This window comes from Candidatus Beckwithbacteria bacterium, assembly GCA_012797845.1.
Classification (GTDB): Bacteria; Patescibacteriota; Microgenomatia; order UBA1400; family UBA1449; genus JAAZOH01.
Genome location: JAAZOH010000022.1, coordinates 1 through 19,653 on the forward strand (window position 1 = coordinate 1; position 19,653 = coordinate 19,653).

22 protein-coding genes and 3 tRNA genes are annotated in these 19,653 nt (G+C 35.2%); 18 read left to right on the forward strand and 7 right to left on the reverse strand.

What is annotated here, in order from left to right; translation table 11 throughout:
• Positions 1-111 precede the first annotated feature (111 nt).
• The 4 genes from GYA49_02955 to GYA49_02970 all read left to right on the forward strand — a co-directional run bounded on the left by GYA49_02955 (position 112) and on the right by GYA49_02970 (position 1,516).
• Positions 112-843 (forward strand): ZIP family metal transporter, encoded by a 732-nt coding sequence (locus GYA49_02955; GenBank protein NMC35982.1) that lies wholly within the window; start codon positions 112-114, stop codon positions 841-843.
• 60 nt (positions 844-903) lie between these two features.
• Positions 904-976 (forward strand) — tRNA-Thr (locus GYA49_02960).
• A 136-nt stretch (positions 977-1,112) separates the two neighbouring features.
• Complete coding sequence (gene rpmG / locus GYA49_02965) at positions 1,113-1,289, forward strand: 50S ribosomal protein L33 (GenBank protein NMC35983.1); 177 nt, start codon at positions 1,113-1,115, stop codon at positions 1,287-1,289.
• A gap of 53 nt (positions 1,290-1,342) precedes the next feature.
• Positions 1,343-1,516, forward strand: a complete 174-nt coding sequence (locus tag GYA49_02970; GenBank protein NMC35984.1) for a hypothetical protein — start codon at positions 1,343-1,345, stop codon at positions 1,514-1,516.
• Here GYA49_02970 and GYA49_02975 read toward each other — a convergent pair.
• Complete coding sequence (locus GYA49_02975; protein NMC35985.1) at positions 1,513-2,751, reverse strand: MFS transporter; 1,239 nt, start codon at positions 2,749-2,751, stop codon at positions 1,513-1,515. The two genes, GYA49_02970 and GYA49_02975, sit on opposite strands and share 4 nt — an antisense overlap.
• Positions 2,752-3,046: 295 nt before the next feature.
• Between GYA49_02975 and GYA49_02980 the strand changes: the two genes are divergently transcribed.
• From GYA49_02980 to GYA49_02990, 3 genes are all read left to right on the forward strand, one after another.
• A tRNA-Ala gene (locus GYA49_02980) sits at positions 3,047-3,119 on the forward strand.
• Between the two features lie 118 nt (positions 3,120-3,237).
• A tRNA-Trp gene (locus GYA49_02985) sits at positions 3,238-3,308 on the forward strand.
• Between the two features lie 33 nt (positions 3,309-3,341).
• A complete protein-coding gene (locus GYA49_02990) occupies positions 3,342-3,695 on the forward strand; it encodes a hypothetical protein (protein ID NMC35986.1) in 354 nt (117 codons plus the stop codon).
• Positions 3,696-3,732: 37 nt separating this feature from the next.
• Here GYA49_02990 and GYA49_02995 read toward each other — a convergent pair whose 3' ends face one another.
• The gene (locus tag GYA49_02995; GenBank protein ID NMC35987.1) at positions 3,733-4,617 is read right to left on the reverse strand and encodes a DMT family transporter; all 885 of its coding nucleotides are present in this window, start codon (positions 4,615-4,617) and stop codon (positions 3,733-3,735) included.
• Between the two features lie 42 nt (positions 4,618-4,659).
• Between GYA49_02995 and GYA49_03000 the strand changes: the two genes are divergently transcribed.
• From GYA49_03000 to upp, 3 genes are read left to right on the forward strand one after another with little or no spacing between them, the layout of a single operon-like run.
• Complete coding sequence (locus GYA49_03000) at positions 4,660-5,472, forward strand: hypothetical protein (protein ID NMC35988.1); 813 nt, start codon at positions 4,660-4,662, stop codon at positions 5,470-5,472.
• Between the two features lie 30 nt (positions 5,473-5,502).
• A complete protein-coding gene (locus GYA49_03005) occupies positions 5,503-6,207 on the forward strand; it encodes a DNA alkylation repair protein (protein NMC35989.1) in 705 nt (234 codons plus the stop codon).
• A 5-nt stretch (positions 6,208-6,212) separates the two neighbouring features.
• On the forward strand, positions 6,213-6,842 hold the full coding sequence (gene upp / locus GYA49_03010) for a uracil phosphoribosyltransferase (protein ID NMC35990.1): 630 nt from the start codon (positions 6,213-6,215) through the stop codon (positions 6,840-6,842).
• Here the strand turns inward: upp and GYA49_03015 are convergent.
• The 3 genes from GYA49_03015 to GYA49_03025 all read right to left on the reverse strand — a co-directional run bounded on the left by GYA49_03015 (position 6,839) and on the right by GYA49_03025 (position 9,174).
• Positions 6,839-7,747: a DMT family transporter gene (locus tag GYA49_03015; GenBank protein NMC35991.1), complete on the reverse strand. Its 909-nt coding sequence runs from the start codon at positions 7,745-7,747 to the stop codon at positions 6,839-6,841. The two genes, upp and GYA49_03015, sit on opposite strands and share 4 nt — an antisense overlap.
• Before the next feature lie 93 nt (positions 7,748-7,840).
• Positions 7,841-8,692 (reverse strand): SPFH/Band 7/PHB domain protein, encoded by an 852-nt coding sequence (locus GYA49_03020; GenBank protein ID NMC35992.1) that lies wholly within the window; start codon positions 8,690-8,692, stop codon positions 7,841-7,843.
• Positions 8,693-8,730: 38 nt separating this feature from the next.
• Positions 8,731-9,174, reverse strand: coding sequence for an NfeD family protein (locus GYA49_03025; protein ID NMC35993.1), 444 nt, complete (start codon positions 9,172-9,174; stop codon positions 8,731-8,733).
• Between the two features lie 106 nt (positions 9,175-9,280).
• Here GYA49_03025 and GYA49_03030 point away from each other — a divergent pair, with 106 nt between their 5' ends.
• Together GYA49_03030 and GYA49_03035 are read left to right on the forward strand one after the other, a co-directional pair.
• Entirely contained in the window at positions 9,281-9,865 is a 585-nt protein-coding gene (locus GYA49_03030; GenBank protein NMC35994.1) for an NUDIX hydrolase, read from the forward strand.
• 54 nt (positions 9,866-9,919) lie between these two features.
• On the forward strand, positions 9,920-10,336 hold the full coding sequence (locus tag GYA49_03035) for a hypothetical protein (GenBank protein NMC35995.1): 417 nt from the start codon (positions 9,920-9,922) through the stop codon (positions 10,334-10,336).
• Here GYA49_03035 and GYA49_03040 read toward each other — a convergent pair.
• On the reverse strand, positions 10,327-11,832 hold the full coding sequence (locus GYA49_03040; protein NMC35996.1) for a B12-binding domain-containing radical SAM protein: 1,506 nt from the start codon (positions 11,830-11,832) through the stop codon (positions 10,327-10,329). The genes GYA49_03035 and GYA49_03040 overlap by 10 nt on opposite strands.
• 25 nt (positions 11,833-11,857) lie before the next feature.
• On the opposite strand from GYA49_03040, the gene GYA49_03045 reads away from it, so the two are divergent.
• Positions 11,858-12,217 (forward strand): diacylglycerol kinase family protein, encoded by a 360-nt coding sequence (locus GYA49_03045; protein NMC35997.1) that lies wholly within the window; start codon positions 11,858-11,860, stop codon positions 12,215-12,217.
• A gap of 74 nt (positions 12,218-12,291) precedes the next feature.
• Here the strand turns inward: GYA49_03045 and GYA49_03050 are convergent, their stop codons facing one another.
• Positions 12,292-13,182, reverse strand: a complete 891-nt coding sequence (locus tag GYA49_03050) for a UTP--glucose-1-phosphate uridylyltransferase (protein NMC35998.1) — start codon at positions 13,180-13,182, stop codon at positions 12,292-12,294.
• A 339-nt stretch (positions 13,183-13,521) separates the two neighbouring features.
• Between GYA49_03050 and secE the strand changes: the two genes are divergently transcribed.
• From secE to GYA49_03075, 5 genes are all read left to right on the forward strand, one after another.
• Positions 13,522-13,737, forward strand: coding sequence for a preprotein translocase subunit SecE (secE, locus tag GYA49_03055; protein NMC35999.1), 216 nt, complete (start codon positions 13,522-13,524; stop codon positions 13,735-13,737).
• Positions 13,738-13,770: 33 nt separating this feature from the next.
• On the forward strand, positions 13,771-14,439 hold the full coding sequence (gene nusG / locus GYA49_03060; protein NMC36000.1) for a transcription termination/antitermination factor NusG: 669 nt from the start codon (positions 13,771-13,773) through the stop codon (positions 14,437-14,439).
• Between the two features lie 91 nt (positions 14,440-14,530).
• Positions 14,531-14,956 carry a 50S ribosomal protein L11 gene (rplK, locus tag GYA49_03065; protein NMC36001.1) on the forward strand — a complete coding sequence of 142 codons (426 nt, stop codon included), beginning with the start codon at positions 14,531-14,533 and terminating at the stop codon, positions 14,954-14,956.
• 10 nt (positions 14,957-14,966) lie between these two features.
• A complete protein-coding gene (locus GYA49_03070; GenBank protein NMC36002.1) occupies positions 14,967-15,815 on the forward strand; it encodes a hypothetical protein in 849 nt (282 codons plus the stop codon).
• Positions 15,816-17,327: 1,512 nt separating this feature from the next.
• A partial coding sequence (locus tag GYA49_03075; protein NMC36003.1) for a hypothetical protein occupies positions 17,328-19,653 on the forward strand: 2,326 nt, incomplete at its 3' end.

Below are 19,653 nucleotides of genomic sequence, written 5' to 3' on the forward strand. Positions count from 1 at the left end.
CCCGGGACCTCCTGTTTACAAAACAGGCGCTCTAACCAACTGAGCTAAGTCGGCAATATGGCAATATTAGGAATTGTATCAAAATTTATCATTAATTGTTAAAATACTTCCATGCTAATTGCAATTCTTCTTTCCACTACCCTAGTCAGTTTAATCGGTTTTGCCGGAGTTTTAACTTTATCTTTCAAACGGAATTCACTTCAACAAGTGTTGGTTTTTTTAGTTGCTCTCTCCGCTGGCACTATGCTAGGTGGAGCTTTTTTACATCTAATACCTGAAAGCATTGAAAGTCTTGGTACCGATACTACAGCTCTTCTTACTCTTTTATCTTTTTGTTTGTTTTTCTTGATTGAAAAAATTCTGCATTGGCGACACTGCCATAAGCAGAACTGTAAAATTCATACTTTTGGCTATATGAATTTGGTTGGCGATAGTATTCACAATTTTATTGATGGTTTGATTATTGCCAGTACTTTTAGTGTCAGCTCGTATTTGGGAATGACTACTCTTTTAGCTATTGTTTTACACGAAATTCCTCAAGAAATTGGTGATTTTGGTGTACTACTTCATGCTGGTTTTACTACTAAAAAGGCTTTGTTTTTAAATGTTGGGGTAGCTTTTACCGCCCTTTTGGGTGGTTTGCTTGGCTACTATCTAAGCGGTTTTAGTCAGAATATAGGGAGTTTTTTACTTCCCTTAGCAACCGGTGGTTTCTTATATATCCCAACTTCAGATCTTATTCCTGAGCTAAGAAAAGAAACTCATCTGGGTAAATCTTTACTTTCTTTTATTATTTTTCTATTGGGAATAGTCTTGATGTATAGCCTAAGATTTCTAGAGTAACGTTTTTCACCTTGCTTGCCCCTTTCTAACTGGTAAAATATATGAATCGCTTTTAATTTTGCCTGGATAGCTCAGTTGGCAGAGCGCATTCTTGGTAAGAATGAGGTCTCGGGTTCGATTCCCGATCCAGGCTCAGATAGTTTTGCCCTAAACAAATAGATTGCTAGTTTGGGGCTTTATTAAAGTTACACATCAAGTGTTTGTAGACGATAAGCAATTTTGCTGTTAAAATTCACTACTAAAATAAAAAATAAAGGAGGTACCATTCTATGGCAAAAAAAGCAGGACACCGAATTATGGTAGGTTTGGTATGTACTCGTTGTAAAAGTCGAAACTACATTACTCAACGTAACAAAATTAATACTGAAGAAAAATTGGTTTTAGTCAAATACTGCCGCAATTGCCGAGAACGAACCGACCACAAAGAAGTCGCTAAGTTGAAATAATCCCTGAGCTATCCTAAAAACCAACATTAGGATTTCCATCGATTTAACTTCATATGAAGGGAAAAGCACAACAGGTTTCAGAGCAGAAACGTAAAATGCAAGCTTTTTTAGAAAGTAAAAGAGGGGTATTACCAGCCAGACAAAGTTTTAACAAAAATTTTGGAGCTCAGGCTCGGGTAGCTGCTATGCATAGTATCCAACGGGCTTCTGGTCGTCGGGGTAATTAAACAAATTTTCCATCTACTAACGATCGAGCTTTGGGTCCAAAGAGGAAGTAGATTTCCACAACCACAAAGTGCATAACACCAAACACAGCAAACATTGGACCAAATGAGCCAAAAACTTCTGCTAATACTCCGGCCAAAGCTGCTCCTCCAAAAAAGCCCAGATTATAAAAAATGCCACTTTCCCCGACTACTTCATTTTCCTGCACATGATGTTTCTCAATATAATGACTTTGTTCAGCTTGTAGCGCTGCCATATAGATACTGTAACCAATACCAATTACCAAGGCTAAGACAATCGCTACAAAAGCTTCTTGAGCATACCCAAAAAACAGCAAAGAAGCTCCAGACACTAATAGTCCAAGTAAAATAAATGGTTTTTCACCTTTTTTATCAGCTAACCTGCCAAAATAACCAGTCAGTAACATGGTTGGTAATGACAGCATAGCCACAATAAAACCACCGATTAGTCGCAGATTGGGTTGATCCATAACAAATAAAGGCGCAAAGCTGGATAAAATTCCATCACAAATTCCCATTGTCATAAAAACCAGCAATAGAGGAAATACTTTGTGAATAATCTTAAACCATAAAGCTAGTTCTTTAGCAGCTGGCATCCGCCGCTTTTGAATAGCGATTGGTTTGGGTAGTTTTTTTTGAGAAAAATACAGTTTGAGCAAGATTAAAATAAGCAGTCCTAAAAATAATCCTGCCAACAAAACAAATTCCTGATTTGCCAGCAGCAAAGAGCCAGCCATAATTGGCGCTATAAAATAGCCCAAGCAACGAAAGTTTGCCATAGTCCCAAAACTAACTCCTTGTTGCTTGGTTTGGCAGTTATTGACTACAAAGTCAAAATTGGCAAAATTGTAAAACTCAGTAAAAATCCCCCACAAAACCGTGGCCATAATGATAATAATTACTTCATCATAGAGCCATAGAGAAGCAAAAATAGCTACAATTGCCAAACCAATCATTTGAAAAAGCCATCGATAATTGGGTGGTTTTTTTAAAAAACCAATCACTAAATCAGTCGCAATATTCCAGATTGATGAAGATGCCAAAATCAAGCCGATCAGAGCTAAAGAAACCTTTTCGCGCTGCAGCAAAACTGGTAAGGTAAAACTGATTAAGCCACTAGCAATAGCAAACAAAAAGGCTAAAAAAGCAAAACGAAAGACCGGTCGGTCTTTTTGTAAAATATGAAAACGGGCTGTATGTAGGAAGCTACGGTACATATTTTTATGGTAGCAAAAATTGTAAGTTCAGACTACAGATTAATAAATTTATCTTGCTTCAATCCAAAAAACAGGTAAAATATAAAGGTTAGCTTTTAGTTTATTAGCTATTAGCTTATAGAGGAAAAAGAAGGTTGTAATTCCACTTTTTCGCTTTTAATTTTAAGTTTTTAGTTTAACTTTGGGCCTGTAGCCCTGCCTGTCGGCAGGCAGGTCAGTTGGCAGAGCAACTCTATAGATATCGAAGAGATAATGGTTTATTTATAGATAGTTGAAATTAATCTTTACATGAAATGGGCCTGTAGCTCAGTTGGTAGAGCGCTTGTATGGCATACAAGAGGTAAGGGGTTCGATCCCCCTCAGGTCCACCCTTCGACTTTCGCTCAGGGTTATAACAGATTTTAATGTTAGAATTTTGTTTTTCTTCTTAAATCCCTCTCAATCTGTTAAAATAATGGCACTAAATCTTAATTTAGGTTTAATTTTAGGGCTATCATACAATGGTAGTATGAGGGTCTCCAAAACCCTTCATCCAGGTTCGAGTCCTGGTAGCCCTGCAAATATTTTTAAATACTTCTTTTTAATTATTTATGACCCAAATACCTCTAAAACTTCTCAGAGAAAAAGAGATAATACTCAAACTTAAAACTAAAATTCATCGTCATCCTCAAACTGCCAATATCGATGATCTGGTAAAACTAGCTCACCATTATTATCAAATGTATTTAATTTCTGATGACGAACGGTCAAAATCTCTTTGTATAGGCCAAGCTAGTTATTATGGTCATTGGGCAGTTAGCAAAGGATATTCTAATGTAGAAGATATTAAATTATTTATACAATACTTAGAAATTGATAAAGCTATGACTAACCCAGATGATACTACAGAAGAAAATTTAGAATTTCTAAGGAAAAAATTAGCATTATCAAAGTCAACTCCATAGATCCTCAAGACTGGAATATCGTTGAGCAAATAAAGATTTAGTTTTTGTTTTTTATCAAAGAAACAAAGTCAGCTAACCCTGCAGCTAATAAAATAAAAAGACTTCCAATAATTAATTCAATGGTTATAACTTCTCCAAAAAATAGTATGCCAAAAATTGCTGCCAAAATTACTTCCAAAAGCCCAATAATTCCACCAATGCTTGGTTCTAGATAGCGGAATCCAGCAATCACTGCAATATTTGCAATTACCATAGCGATCGTATAACCAATTTCACCAAACCAAGCTACAACCTGTAAACTAGGAAAATGCTCACCCAAAAGGCAACTTATAGACAAATTAATTAGAAACATAGCAATAAATATTCCTGTTAAAATCTGTGTTTCACTATAATTAGAAGATAGTTTTTTACTAAAAACTACTACACAAGCACCCAGCAATCCGGAAACCATAGAGGCTAAAGCTGGAATAATTTGTCCAGCATTAAGAGAAAATTGATAAATAATAAACAATCCAATAATTGCTAATAATAAAGATATATATTTTAATATGGTGATTTTTTCATTGAAAAATAGCTTGCCGATTAGATAAGCGCCAACGGTAAGCATAAGATAAAAAAGTAAAGTAGCTGTACCAATTGGCAAGTGCTCAAAACCATAAAAGTATGGAGCTTGATTAAGTCCTCCAGCTAGAGCAATTAAAACAAACCAGCTCAAATCTTTAGATTTGATTTTTGTAAAAGTTCGAGTCAGAAAGCCAAAGGGCAATAGTATAAAAAGTAAAATTAAAGCTCGAATCCAAGCTTGATTAAATTCTCCAAATACACCATTCATTAACCGCGACCAAATTCCATACGAGGCAAAAAATAGAGCTGAGATAGCTATAAACACTGAGCCTTTTAAACTACTTGAATAGTTTTTCATATTACTGCTATTGTAGGCACTACTGTGCTATAATTCAATTTGATGTCCGATCAAACAGACAAATATATTAGTCTATTAAAACCTTATGCTCTGTCTGAAGAAGAAAGCAGAATTTACTTGTTTTTATTAGCATCAGGGTTTTGTCCTGCTCTAACTATCAGCCGTAAACTTCACCTGGGTAGAACTAAAGTCTACCGCCTTTTAGATACTTTAAAAAAGAAACAGTTAGTTGAGTTCCAGGTTTTGGAACATGGGATGCGTTTTGGGGCTACTCACCCTAGCAAGTTGCAACATTTGATTATCGAACAAGAACAAGAACTTGAGGCTTTGAAAAAGAATTTATCTGATTTAGTTGCTAATTTAAGCCAAATTATCCCACAATCGCAATCTGATTCCAAAGTTCTCTATTATCAAGGTGTCGAGGGTTTAAAGCAGGTCAGCTACAATTTAACTAAAGCTAAAGGCTTGATTCGAGTTTTGGAAATGGAACATTTAGATGCTTTTTTGCCAGAAGATTTCTCGGAAAATTTGCGGCAGGAATTTGTTCAAAGAAAAATTACAACTTACGATTTAACCAATAAACAATCATTTCCAGCTTTTACCAAAGTTACTGAACTTATTAAAAATTATTCTCAGTTCCGCTATGTTGATCCCAAGTTTCTAACAATTAATTTTGAAGTTTTAATTTATAATGACGTGTATGCCACCTATACCTATAAGAACAAAGAAGTTTTTTGTGTGGAAATTTACAATTCGCAACTAGCCCAAATGCAAAAACAACTCTATGACTATATTTGGAACCAAGCTCAACCTATGAAGTTTATTGATGAGCTTGGAGCAGCAGAAATAGTTTAATTATTAATAACTATTTGTTGTAAGAAAAACATGAGCTTAACTCAACTCCAATCAGATTTTTTTAAACTTAAAAATCCTGCCAAAGCCGAAATTTTCCAGCGTTTTTTCAAAACCGGTCCAGGTGAGTATGGTGAAGGCGATGTTTTTTTAGGTCTTACAGTCCCCCAACAACGACAGTTGGTTAAAAAACATAAAGATCTGGATTTTTTGGCTTTACAGAAATTATTGCAAAACAAGATTCATGAATATCGTTTAGTCGCTCTGCTTATTTTGGTTGAGCAATTTGGCAAAGCCGATGAAAACAAACAAAGGCAAGTTTTTAATTTCTACCTCAAAAACACTAGCCATATTAACAATTGGGATTTGGTTGATTTATCAGCTCCTAAAATTATCGGCGCTTATCTGCTTAGCAAGAAACCTGAACGAAAAACTTTATATCAATTAGCTAAGTCGAGTAACTTATGGGAAAAGCGGATCGCGATTTTAGCAACCTATACATTTATTAAAAATGGTGAATTAGAAGACACGCTTAAAATTTCAGAAATTTTATTAAAAGATAAACATGACTTGATCCACAAAGCCGTTGGCTGGATGTTGCGTGAACTAGGTAAAATCGATCAAAATTTGGAGGAGCAATTTTTACAAAAATATGGTAAGCAAATACCTCGGACCATGCTTCGTTATGCTATAGAAAAATTTGAGGAAAGCAAAAGACAATATTATTTAAAGTTGTAAAAACTATGAGCAAATTAAACTATCATCTTGTCAATCATCCTTTTATCACTGATTCTCTAGCCCATCTGCGTAATAAAAAGACCAAACTCCAAAAATTCCGCCGTCACTCTAATCAAATTTGCCAGTTTCTTTTTGCTGAAGCTATTCGCGGTTTGCACTTTCAAAATTGCCAGATTGAAACCCCACTGACTAAAACTACTGCTCAGAAACTTAAAGAAGAAGTGGTTGTTATTCCGGTTTTGCGCTCAGGCTTGGCCATGCTCTTTGGGGCTATGCAGCTTTTACCCAAATCCAGGGTTGGTTTTGTTGGTTTAGAACGGGATGAACAAACCGCTAAAGCCCGTAAATATTATTGGAAACTACCTACAATTAGCCAAAACAATATCGTGATTGTAACCGATCCGATGCTAGCCACTGGTGGTTCAGCTGCTCATGTTTTACAAGAATTAGTCAAAGAAAAACCTAAACAAATTAGGTTAGTTTGCGTGGTTGCTGCTCCCGAGGGAGTGAAACTTATTAATAAACGTTTTCCGCAAGTAGAAATTTTCACGGCTGCTCTGGATGAAAAACTCAATGATAAATTTTATATCGTGCCAGGTCTAGGCGATTATGGTGACCGTTACTTTGGAACTTAGTGGCTTTTTCCCTTCCACCGCTTTTCTGCAATTACAATTCCAATAATAATAATCAATCCTCCAATAATAAATAAAGTACTAGGCATTTCGTGCAACCAAATAATTGCTAAGGGAATACTAAATAGTGGCACTAAATAATGAAACAAAGTAGCTTCAGAAGCTTCAACTTCCCGCTGAGCATATTGATACAAAAAAAGAGCTAGCACTGAGCCTAAAATCCCTTGAAACAAAGCCGCCGATAAAGCAATAGGTTGGCTAAAAATATCAAGATTGACAAGTTTTGGATCCATAATTAATAGTGTTATTAAATAAGCTACAGTAGTGGGAATAAATGAGATCAGTGTAATTCCTAGTGGATGATACTTGTGCGCTACTTTTTTCATCCAAAGCATCGCCCCACCCCAGGTAAAACAGTTAGCTAAAATCATCGTATTACCCAAAGTGTGATCAAAACTTAAACCCTGGCCATTTAAGAAAAGTGGTTCCAACACTACTAGTAGTGATCCTAAAAAAACTATAATAATACCGATTTTTTCATTTTTAGTAATTTTTTCTCTTAGGAAAAAAGCTCCACCTAAAACAATTAGTATAGGGGTAAGTGAGCCTAATAATGAAGTTTCAACCGTGCTAGTTTTATCAAGGCCAATATACATAAGGATGTGAGAAATAAAATTGGCTAGCAAACCAATCCCTATCAGTTCTGGAATATGTTTAGCTTTAATTTTTATCTTCGGCCACAAAATAATCAAAATTGGCAAACTAACCAAAACAGCAAATAGATAGCGAAAAAACAAAAACTGCATTGGGGTGGTTTGTTCATAGCCTTTTTTAATTAGCGGTAAAGCTATCCCCCATATAGCTGAGGCAAAAACTAGATAAAGATAGGCTTGATTGCGTTTATTCATAACAACTACTGTAATAGAAATGTTCTAGTGATGGCAATGGGCATAAAAAATCCCCACTAAAAAGTGAGGATTTTTATTTTTTATTCAAAGTTTTTACTTCTTCCGCTCAATGGGGATAATGTTGTCTCCTTTACCATCCAGATTTAAGACGCTAACAATACTACTTGAAGTTGGCAACACGTACTTAGTCGAACTTCCACCTAGCACTTGAGAAGAAACTTCCAACTGACGTAATTTTTGGGCTCTTTCTGTGAAGTTTTTCTCAGCAGCTTGAGCCACTAACTCAACAGCCTTTGCTTCTGCATTAGCATTGAGCATTTTAGCTTGAGCTGAACCCTCGGCTTTTAAAATCGCGGCTTCTTTGATACCTTGGGCTTCCAAGACCATAGCCCGCTTTTCCCGCTCAGCTTTCATTTGCTTACTCATAGCTTCAGTGATATTAGCTGGTGGATCAATTTTTTGCAGTTCAACTTTAGTAACCTTAACGCCCCAAGAGTTAGTAGCTTCGTCTAAAACCATGCGCAGATTTTCATTGATGCTATCCCGAGCCGTTAGAGTTTCATCTAGTTGCTTATCCCCGATTAGGTTACGTAAGTTGGTTTGAGCTAGCGTTGTCACTGCATAATCAAAATTTTCAATTTCAAACTCTGCTTTGACCGGATCAACTACCTTATAGTAAATTACTGCATCAACAATAACTCCTACATTGTCTTTGGTAATCACCTGCTGGGGAGCCACGTTAATCACCTGTTCCCGCATATCAACTCTAATGAGCGAATCTAAAAACGGCATTAGAAAAACAACCCCTGAACCAGCTGTAGAATTATAGCGACCAAGGCGGACAATCAAGCCTTTTTCATATTGTTTGACAATCTTGAGACTTTGAATTAGTGATAACAAACTGACTACAAAAATAAAAATTAAAACTACGGTAAGAAATTCCATATATTCCAAAAAAGCTTTATGCGACTTTTTTGCCTAATTTATTTAGTAATTTTTGCAACAACCAAGCTGACACCCTCAATAGCTTCAACTTGAATTTTGTCTTTTTCAAAGAGGGTTTGGGAAGCTGTAGCCCGCCAATCTTCATCATCAACTCGGACCATACCGGCTGTATCAGGGGTAATTGAGCGGATCACAATCCCTTTTTTACCAATTAACTTATCAATATTAGTATGATGGGTCACAACCAGAACTTTTTGGCGGATAGCCTTGCGACCATAGGCAATATAAGCAACAGCCAGGATTGAGGAAATAATAAGAGCCAAAGGTAAACTGCCAGTCAAAATTCCAGTCACGCCACCAAGGAGCAAAATACTACCCAGCAATACTAGATCAAAACCAGTTTGAATCCCAACAAAGAGCTCTAGAGCCACTGCTCCAATACCTAATAAAATCATTGATTGAAAAATTAGCATATAATCCATAGGTTTATTATACCTTATTTTTAGATAAAGATTGGTATATGTTTGAAATTTAGATTAACAATATTTTTTTCTAAAGAAACAGTTTTTCTTTGCTATAATCAAAGCCATGATCGATATCAAACGTCCCCAATCTCGCCAAACTATTCCCCTTCATGCTAAACAAGTTTTCAAAGGTATTATTTTTGAAGCTTGGCAATGGCAGCAACCGATGTTTGATGGTCCAGCTCAAACGTTTGAAAAGCTCAAACGCTCTGATACCATCAATGTTATTCCTGTTACTCCACAAGGCAAAATCGTTTTAGGCCGGCAAAGTCAACCCGGTGTTGGTCAGTTTGTGGGAGTTTTTGGTGGCAGAATTGATGATGGTGAAAAGCCAGAACAAACTGCTCGCAGGGAGCTTCTAGAGGAAACAGGTATGGAAGCAGCTAAACTGATTTTATGGGACAGTGGTCAACTTTATGAAAAAATTGATTGGGCTTATTACACTTTTATTGCCAAAGACTGTCAGAAGGTCCAAGATCCTCACTTGGATGCTGGAGAAAAAATTGAAACGTTTGAAGTCAGTTTTGACCAATTTGTTGAGTTGGCAGCTCAGGAAAATTTCCGTGACACTGAGATCAGTTTAAAACTTTTTAGACTCAGTCAAAATCAAGCTAAGTTTGGGGCTTTTAAAATTTTGGTTTTGTTGTGAAATTTTGAAACTCTTGATTATGATAATTATGTTATAATTACAACATAATTGTCTATGGGAACTAAAGAAGCACCACAAGCTTTCATTGCCTTAAAAAATACTGAGAAGGATCACCTTGGACCTGAAATCCAAAAAGTAATTACCGTTTTAACTGAATTTAATATTACTCCCCTAGTTTTTGCTTGCTATTATAAGTTCGATGGTGATGCTCAAGAAATGATGCAGTTAGCATTAGGTCATGTAATAAATTCAGATCTTTTATTTGCATTTGTGAATAAAAAGGCAATTGGAGTTGGAATAGAAATGGGAGTAGCTTTTGCTCACGAAATTCCAATAGTAATCATCAGACAGTCTGAATGTCCTCCTTCAAATAGTGCCTCAGGGATATGCAGTCATGAAATTGTGTATGAAGACCTAGAAGACCTTGAACGTCAAATGCATGCTTTCTGTAAAAATTTTCCTCAGGAATAAAATTTTCTATAAATCTCTTCAATTAGCTGTCTAATTTCGTTATTAGGAAGTTCTGATATAGGAGGCCAATTATCTGGTAAATATTTATCATGCGTTGTTCTATATGCCAGCATACTTCCTGCTTCTCCTGCTTGCACAGACTGATAGTCTTCTATTTGACTTGCTAGTATATGTGCAAATTCTGGTTTTTGAGCACATAAAAAAGCAGTGTCTTCTGTGCCTGGATAAGGCTTCCATTGAAAAACTGCCAGATCAGTCATTCCTGCTTCTTGCAATCTGAATATCATCTCAATTGTCTCTTTAATTTGTTGCTCGGTTTCTAAAGGTGATCCAATAATAAACATTCCTTTAAACCCAATTTTTCGAGAAGCTAACTCTTGAGCAACGGTCATAGCATCTGATGGTTCAAATCCTTTTCGCATTCTCCTTAATAATTCTTTATTACCACTTTCAAACCCAATAGCTAGGTGATAGCACCCGCTTTTTTTTAATAAATCATAACCAGCATTGTCAAATCCTTTTAGAGTTCCAACTCTACTTAGCCCCTTCCAAACTAAATCCGATATTTCAGCTTCTCGCAAAGCTTCTGAGACCTCTCCTAAATGTGTTTGGTTCAGCACTACATTATCATCCAAAATATGTAAGGCATCAGCTCCAATAGCTAAATTGAGTTTTATTTCAGCTACTAATCTTTTCATCGATGGCCTAACAAAGGATCGTTCTGGATTCAATGCAGAAGAAGCACAAAAGCTACATCCATAAGGACAGCTGCGAGTAAAATACACTTCTGCTTGAGTAATTATTCTTTTTTCTCCCCAAACAGTTGTTTCATATCTTGATAAAGGTTTTTCAAGCCATATACTTGGATCAATAAGTGGTACATCTTCCAGTGGCATAGTTTCCGCAAAATCATGGCTACAATATTCTTCAGTAGAAACTCCTGGTATTTCTGTTTTTTCTTGATTTAGTAAAGCTTTAACCACCTGTGGCAAAACTTTCTCACCATGACCTCTTATCACAGCCCTAACCCCCGGAATAAGAAGAGCTCGATCAGAGTCTAAGGTTGCATGCACACCACCTAGAATAACTGGAATACCTATTGCTCGTGCTTGTTGGCTAATAACTGATGCTTCTTGTAAATTTACTGAAGTGGGGTTTAAAGCAATACTAGATGGTTTCAATACAGCAATTTGATGTATTATTTCACCCAAAGATAGTCCAAGTTTATGAGCATCCATAAACATAGCTTTTACACCTTGTTCTCTGGCTGCTGTTATTACTCTAAGAAAGCCAAATGGGGGCTCCTCTATTGATCGATGTGATAAAAATTCAGCAGAATTTCCATCATGTAGACAGGGAAAAGTAGCTGGTACATTAATGCCTAGAACTTCCGGATTTGACTCGTTTAATGGTCTAGCTAGATGTGGACGATTTTCTCTTTCTATTCTTAAAAAAGATTGTAGGCCTGGTATTGTTAGTTCTTCTCTTTCACTCATATTAAAATTTTTATACAATCATTGTATGCATCAATTATATTTTTTCAAATCTTTTCACCATGCTACTCGCGGCTTACTTATTGGCATCAAAAATGAGCGTAATGTTCGCTGGCATGGCCTAGCTGTAGTCTTAGTTACAATACTAAGCTTGCTTTTACAGATTAGCTTGACTGACTATGTAATTTTTTTGCTACTGTTTGGTCTGGTAATTTCAGCTGAACTTTTAAACTCGGCCATTGAAAAAATCTGTGATATTTTACGAGATAGATATCATTTGCCATATGAAGGTTCTCGAGATATTCGCGATATTGCTGCCGGCGCGGTTTGGATCAATGCCTTAATTGCAGCCATAATTGGAATAATTATTTTCACCAAATATCTATAAGTTTTAATTAGTTTATTTTTAACATCAAAAAGACGCGCCAGTAACGCGTCTTTTAGTAAGAGATTAGTTGAAAATTATAAATCCAACCCCTTCAAGTATGCTCTAAATTCTCCATTGATATCTGGATGTTTGATAGCAAACTCAACTACGGTTTTCAGATATTCTAACTTATTACCGGTATCGTAATATTTACCATCTTTGATCTCAGCTGCCAAAATCCGTTTTTTATCTCGCAACATTAGCTTTAAAGCATCGTTATAGTAAAATTCCTGACCAGATTGCAAGCTTTTCATTACTTCATCCAAATATTCAAAAATGTCTGGGGTAAAAAGGTAGCTGGATACATTGGCTAAATCTGAAGGAGCTTTATCTTTACCAGGTTTTTCAATAATTTCAGCTACATCAATAAGACCTGGTTTAATTTCCTGACCGCCAGCAATTCCATACCGATTATAGTCTTCATCTTCTGTGATTCTAATACTGGCTAAAACTGAGCAATTATATTCTTTGTAAACATCAAGCATTTGTCTTACTCTGGAAGGACTAGCCACAATAAAGTCATCAGAAAAAGCATAGATAAAAGGCTCATTACCAATAATATGGCGGACATTCATAAGAGGCGTACCATTACCATATGGTCCTTTTTGACGAACGTAAATAAAGTTGGCCATATTGGAAATAGCTTCAACTGCATCAAGTAGGGGTTTTTTCTTTTCTCCACCCATCTTTAGATTTTCCACCAAATCCATGCTTGGGGTATCAAAATGATCTTCAATGGTCCGCTTGTGGTATCCGGTTACCATAACAATATCAGTAATTCCAGCATCGACTAATTCCTCGACTACATATTGGATAACTGGCTTATCAACCACTGGCAACATTTCTTTAGGCATGGCTTTGGTTTGGGGTAAAAACCTAGTTCCAAATCCAGCAGCCGGAATAACAGCCTTTGTAACTTTTTTCATAGTTCCTCCAAAAAATATGTAATGGATATTAAAAATGTTTTTATTAGACTTGTTGTAAAATAAAGAATCTCACAGAAACGAAGTATTTCTGGTAATTTTCAAGGAACTAAATGCCGATAGTACTAACAGTACTTGAGGTGTTTAGTGACGAAGAAAATTGCCAAAAAGACGAGTTTGTGTAGGTTTGCTTATTTTGCAACAAGTCTATTTTATCACTTCCTGCAAAACAGTTGCAAAACCTCAATTTTAGACTATAATACTTGACAGAAGCCGCTAAACTAGCGGTTTTTTGTTTCTAGACTATTTACAGATTAAATAAGTATACGTATAGTACTATATATGAGTGAAATAACCTTTAGTACACCAGATTTTGGCTCAAATCCAGCCCAGTACTTACGTGATGTTCGAGCGGAACTTAAAAAAGTAATTTGGCCAACTCGTGAACAAGTCATTCGCGCTACGATTTTAGTTTTTATTGTAAGCGTAGCAGTTGGAGCTTTTCTAGGAGGACTTGATTACCTTTTTACACAATTATTTACTTTTTTAGTCAAATAATTTAACCATTTATAGTAATCTAAAATAAATAATATGAACAAAAAAGATACTAGTAAAAAAATCATTAAAGTGAAGACGAAAAAACCAGAAGTAAAACCCGAAGAACAGGTTCAAGCTGAAGAGCTGACCGTCAAACCGGTAGCCAGTAATCACGTGATTATTAACGAAACTCCCAACCCTAAAGCTCATTGGTACGTCGTCCACACTTACTCTGGCCATGAAAATAAAGTCGCTACAGCTTTGAAACAAAAAGTTGAATCTATGGATCTGGTTGATTATGTTTTAGAACTTTTAATCCCCACTCAAAATCGGATTAAGATTGCCAAAGGTAAAAAGCAAACCATTGCTGAAAAATATTTACCTGGCTACATGCTCGTTAAAATGGTTTTAACTGATGAATCTTGGCTGGTAGTTCGCACTACCCCTGGAGTTACTTCCTTTATTGGCGTTGGTAATCGCCCTACCCCAATCTCAGAAGAAGAAGTTAATGCCATCAAAAAATTTATGGAGCAGGAAGCTCCCAAGTACAAAGCCACCTTTACTGTTGGCGAAGCTGTCAAAATTGTCGATGGTCCATTTGCCGACTTTTTGGGTAATGTCGAATCAATTGATCAAGATAAAGGTAAAGTTAAGGTTTTGGTTTCGATTTTTGGCCGAGAAACCCCAGTTGAACTGGATTTCTTGCAAGTTGCTAAAATCTAGATTGGGATCAATTAGAGAAAGATTCTCTGATTCAATTTGTATTTTTTTATTGTATAATTGCACTTTGTCTAGTTTGAAACACTATTAATATATGGCAAAAAAAGTTAAGACTATTATCAAACTCAACTTACCCGCTGGTAAAGCTAATCCAGCTCCTCCTATTGGCCCAATCTTAGGTCAACACGGGGTAGCTATTATGGATTTTTGCAAAGCCTACAATGATGCTACCAATGACCGCATGGGTGAAATTATTCCTGCCTTAGTTACTATTTATGAAGATCGTAGTTTCACTTTTGTCCTTAAAAAGGCTCCGGTTTCAGAATTTATCAAAAAAGCCATTAAGGTTGAAAAGGGTTCGGCTACTCCTGGTCGAGATATGCTTAAACAAAGCTTAAGCGATGCTCAAATTACGCAAATAGCAGAAGAAAAAATGGAAGATTTTAATACAAAAGATATTGAGATGGCCAAAAAAATTGTAGCTGGTACCGCCCGCAGTATGGGTATTAAAACTAGTTAAAACATAACTTATGGGTAAAAAACGAAATATCGTCATGGATCAAAACCAAGAAGAAGAACTGCAGCAACGCGCTAGCAATGAAAATAAATACGCTAGTCAGAGCAGTTCATCCGCCTATGATTTACCTGATGAATTTGCTGAATTAGAGGCTTTGCGTAAACGCGAAGAACAGGCTAAAAAAGACCGTGAAGGCAATGGAGCTCAAAAAACCAGCGACACTGGTCAGGATCAACCAAAAAAAGCTGCAAAAGCTAAAAGCAAAAAAGTTCGCTCAAAACGTTTTAAATCCCTCAAAAAACAAACTAATCCTAATAATAAATACAGCTTAGAAGAAGCAGTACAAAAAGTACTCGATTTAAGCAGTGAAAAATTCGATACTAGCATTGAACTTAATTTACAAACTAAAAAAGAAAACATAAGTGGCACCTTAGAACTTCCTCATGGAACTGGTAAAACCAAAAAAGTTGTTATCTTTGACGATCAAGTTCTAGCTCAAATTGAAGCCAAAAAAGCCGATTTTGACGTTTTAATCGCCAAACCCGAAGATATGGCTAAGTTAGCCAAGCATGCTAAATTCTTAGGACCAAAAGGCCTGATGCCAAACCCTAAAAACGGTACAATCACTAGAGACCCCGAGAAGGCCGCTAAGGATTTGGGTGGTAATAAGATAGCTTACAAAACAGAAAAAAAAGCTCCACTTATTCACTTACTGGTTGGTAAAAAAAACTTTGGAGCTAAAAAATTGCAAGAAAATATTTCTGCAGCAATCACCACTATTAACCCCAGACAAATCAAAAGTGCAGCTATTTCCTCAACTATGGGGCCAGGTCTCAAATTAGACCTTGATTCTCTTTCCTAAGCTCCTCAAAAACAATTCAAAGTTTTCATCAAATTGTAAACAATTTTCCTTTACAGAAGTTTTTTAATGCACATAATTTTTATGTGTATTATTTTGGTCTAATTTCGGTAAATTAAATATTTTATATTAAACCACCAATTAAGATTTTTATAGATTGATACTAGTGGTGACATAGGTTTTTATTAGCAATAAGTCATAAGAAACAATAATCTATCACTCATATAAACCATCTGCTTATACTATCGGTTACTATACTATTTTTATATTGATAATAAAATAAAAACTATTTAATTTTAATATTTATAAAAGAATTTTTAATTGCAGCTTTTTTAGCTGCTTCAAAACTAGAAAAAGGTTCTAAAACACATAAAGGCACTAAAATTAGCTATCTTGTACTATCCATAGCAGAAAAAGCTTATAAAACCTCTAAGAGCATTGTGTAAAAGTAAGTCTCAAGGTTTTACATAAAATATATTTTTATCAGCTTTGTTTTTTCAATAACTTGTGACAATGCATATATATCTAAAACTACCATTTAAAAGTGTTGACTGCTAATAAAAAATTTATTTTTTAGCAGCTAGCATTACTGAAGTTCTTAAACTCAACTTATAAAAATTTATTTTTTGTTTTATATATACCTACCCTGTAAATAAAATACTTTGTCAGGACTTACAAAAAGTAGCACTCATCAGTAAAAATTGCCAGAGTATATTCGACTAGATTATTTGTATTGATAATATTGATTATTATTAATATATTGAACATATATATGAGAGTAAATTATTGTTTAAAAACTGGTGACAAATGAACTCATGCTATCTTTTGCAAACATTAGCAATAACTCTCTACATCTTAAGTTAATAACACTTAGAATTTTCCTATAAAAATATGTTCGCAAGACTTCTACATTTTCACTAGCTCATAACCCATCCGAATTTTGAAAGTAAATTTCATAGTATTTTTTAGTCACCACTAATTAATCAAGAGTATCTTTATGTAATTTTTTCTTTTGGCAGTTTATCGTTCTTTTTGATAAAAAAGAGCTTTTAGAGCTGTTTTACATCGCGCATCTAGTCATCTAACGCTTAACAATCATTCTCTCGGATAAGATTTTTATAGTTAATTTTTCAATAACCAATATAAGACTATTTTACTAAAAACACGTCTTTTTTATTTACGACTAAGGGATTTAAACTTTTTTTACAATTTACTCTTTTAATTTAGATGGTTTAGGGGAAAAACTATACATTTGAGTCTTACTTCAATTTATATCTTAATAATTTATTTTAAATTTTATTTCAAAAATAATTCGTGCTTTTTTTATACAAATAAAATAATAATCTTTTTTTATCAAATATTAATTGTTATTCTTTATGTATAATAAATTTATACTAAATAAGATTTTTAGATTATTATTTTGTTTTCACAACTTAAGTTATTCGGTTTTTCTTCCTCTTGCAAGCTAATTTAAGATTTATTTACACTTAGCTATAACTATTTTTTGTGAAAACTATGCCTAAAAAAGGTTTTTTTGGTTTCATTTTTTTTGTCTGCTGGGATATTATTTTTAATCTATTCCAGGATTTAAAACTCATTAACAATAAAATAAGTTCAGAAAAAATTATTTTTTCTAACAAAATAAAATCACCAGTTTGGATTTTATCTCTATATATAGCTGTACTTTTTTCTTCAGTACTTGTTACTATATCTAGTAATTTTAAAAATACAGCTTTTACTCCTGAAATATATGAATGGGACTATGCAAAAGACTACGAACCTGGTGGAAGGAGCTCGGGATTTAATGCTGATGGTTCACCGCAAGGCCCAGCTTCTATGGGGCATGGAAATGATAATAAAAATGATAATGATAATAAAAATGAGGGCTCTAGCTCTAAAAAAACTGAGTCAGTCACTCCCAAAGATGGTGGATTTAGTGAATGGATTGTAGCTGGAGGCAATGGCAAAAGAGAAGACTATGAAAAATGGGCTACTAGTGTAGGAAAGTCCTCTACTGAAATTCAACAAGGTCTAACTGCTCAAAATAGATATTCTAGAGTAGCTAGTACCGATCCTTTGACTAATGATAGTGGTTCTTTAGGAGCAGCTTTAGCTGGGAGCGCTGATGGCGATAAAATTATTGAAGCAGCAAAAAAAGCTGGTATTTTAACTGACGAACAATACAAAATTGCTCTTCAAGTTAGAAAAATAAAAATATCGTTTCAGAACGAAGGTGATAATTCTACCAGCATAGCAACTAACTCTGATTGTTCTGGTGAGTGGGGTTGCTTTGGCTCTAAGAAAGCTTGGATCACAGCTTATAATTTAGAACATCCTCAAAGTCAAATGAGTTTGACTATTGCTGATAATGATCCTTTTTTCCAAGCCAGAAAAGTAGAGATGCAAGCAGCTTCAACCTACAAAGCTCAAACTGGCAAAGAGCTCAGCGATACTCAATGGGAATCAGGTGAGTGGAAGAACTACATACCAGCTGGTACTTCCCCCACTCTTTTGGAAGCTAATCCTTTAACTGCTGATGCTTGTTCTGGTCATGGTGGTGGGGATTATACAAACTGTGTCCAAGCTATTGCTCAGGGTCGTAAGTATGTGGAAATAGCTGTGGTTGATGGTAAGGAAGTAGTTACAAGTGTCAACTGGGAAGCTCTTTGGAATGATGGTAAAAAAATCACTGATGTTAAAAATAGTAATGATACCCTGCAAGGTACTATTGATTACATAGAAGACCTTGCCCAAAAAAGTAATATTATTGGTTGTAATACCATTGAATGCAAGGCAAGCAAATTAGGTCTTAATCAGGAATTAAATACTGCTAAATTTGTTGATTTAGCAAGACAGCTTGGAGATGTTTCAATTTTTACGCAAATATATCAAAAAGACCCTTCAATTGTAAATCAAATAGATATTGATTTACTTACGGATCAATATGCTAGTCAATATGCTACTGCAGAAACAGATTTGGCTCTTGTGCGTTCGGAAGCAGGAAAGCAGGCACTCGCTGAACTAGCTAAAAGCATGAATATTTCTGCACCTAATTATCAAGCAAAATTAACTCCAAAAACTCAGGTAACTCAATCCCCCCAAGAACAAACAACTTCCCCACAGCAAGTAACTCAAGTACAACCCTCAAAAGAAGATATAATCAACAACCTTGGTCTTACGCAAGGATCAATTATTACATATAAAGGTAAAGATTATATTGTTAAAAAAGCTGATAAAGATAGTAAATTTATTACTTTGCAAGGAGCGCAAGCTGATAATGTTGTAATATCCAAATCAATCTTAGCCAATGATACAACTTTAACAGTAAAAAATTTAACAGACACTGCTAAATCTGATGCTATTAGTGATATTAAAAGCCAATTTGGCAAATTTATTGATACTATCACCAAACCATCAAAACTAGCCCAACAAGCTCAACCAACTACTTATGATTCTACATCTGGGTTTGGGGCAATTATGGATAATGGTAATCAAACTATAACATTTGAACAAATATCTAACAGTACTTATCGAGGTTCTGACGGAAACACTTATAGTATAGAAAATGGAGTGGTAACAAGAGAAGGTGTTAGATATTCCCCTAGTAAAGAATTGGATCCTCAAAACCCAGAAGATGGAAATGTTATTAATCAGCTTACTACTACAGTGCGCCTAAACCAAGCTACCGAACTATCTGAAGCTCAAATTGCAGCTCAAGGTATTACTGTCCAGACTGGTAAAGTGGCTACTTCTGGTTATGCACAAGGTCAAAGACTTTATCTCAATCCTGATGATAACCAGAACTATTTTGTTAAAGATGGTAAGGTTTGGCAATATGGAA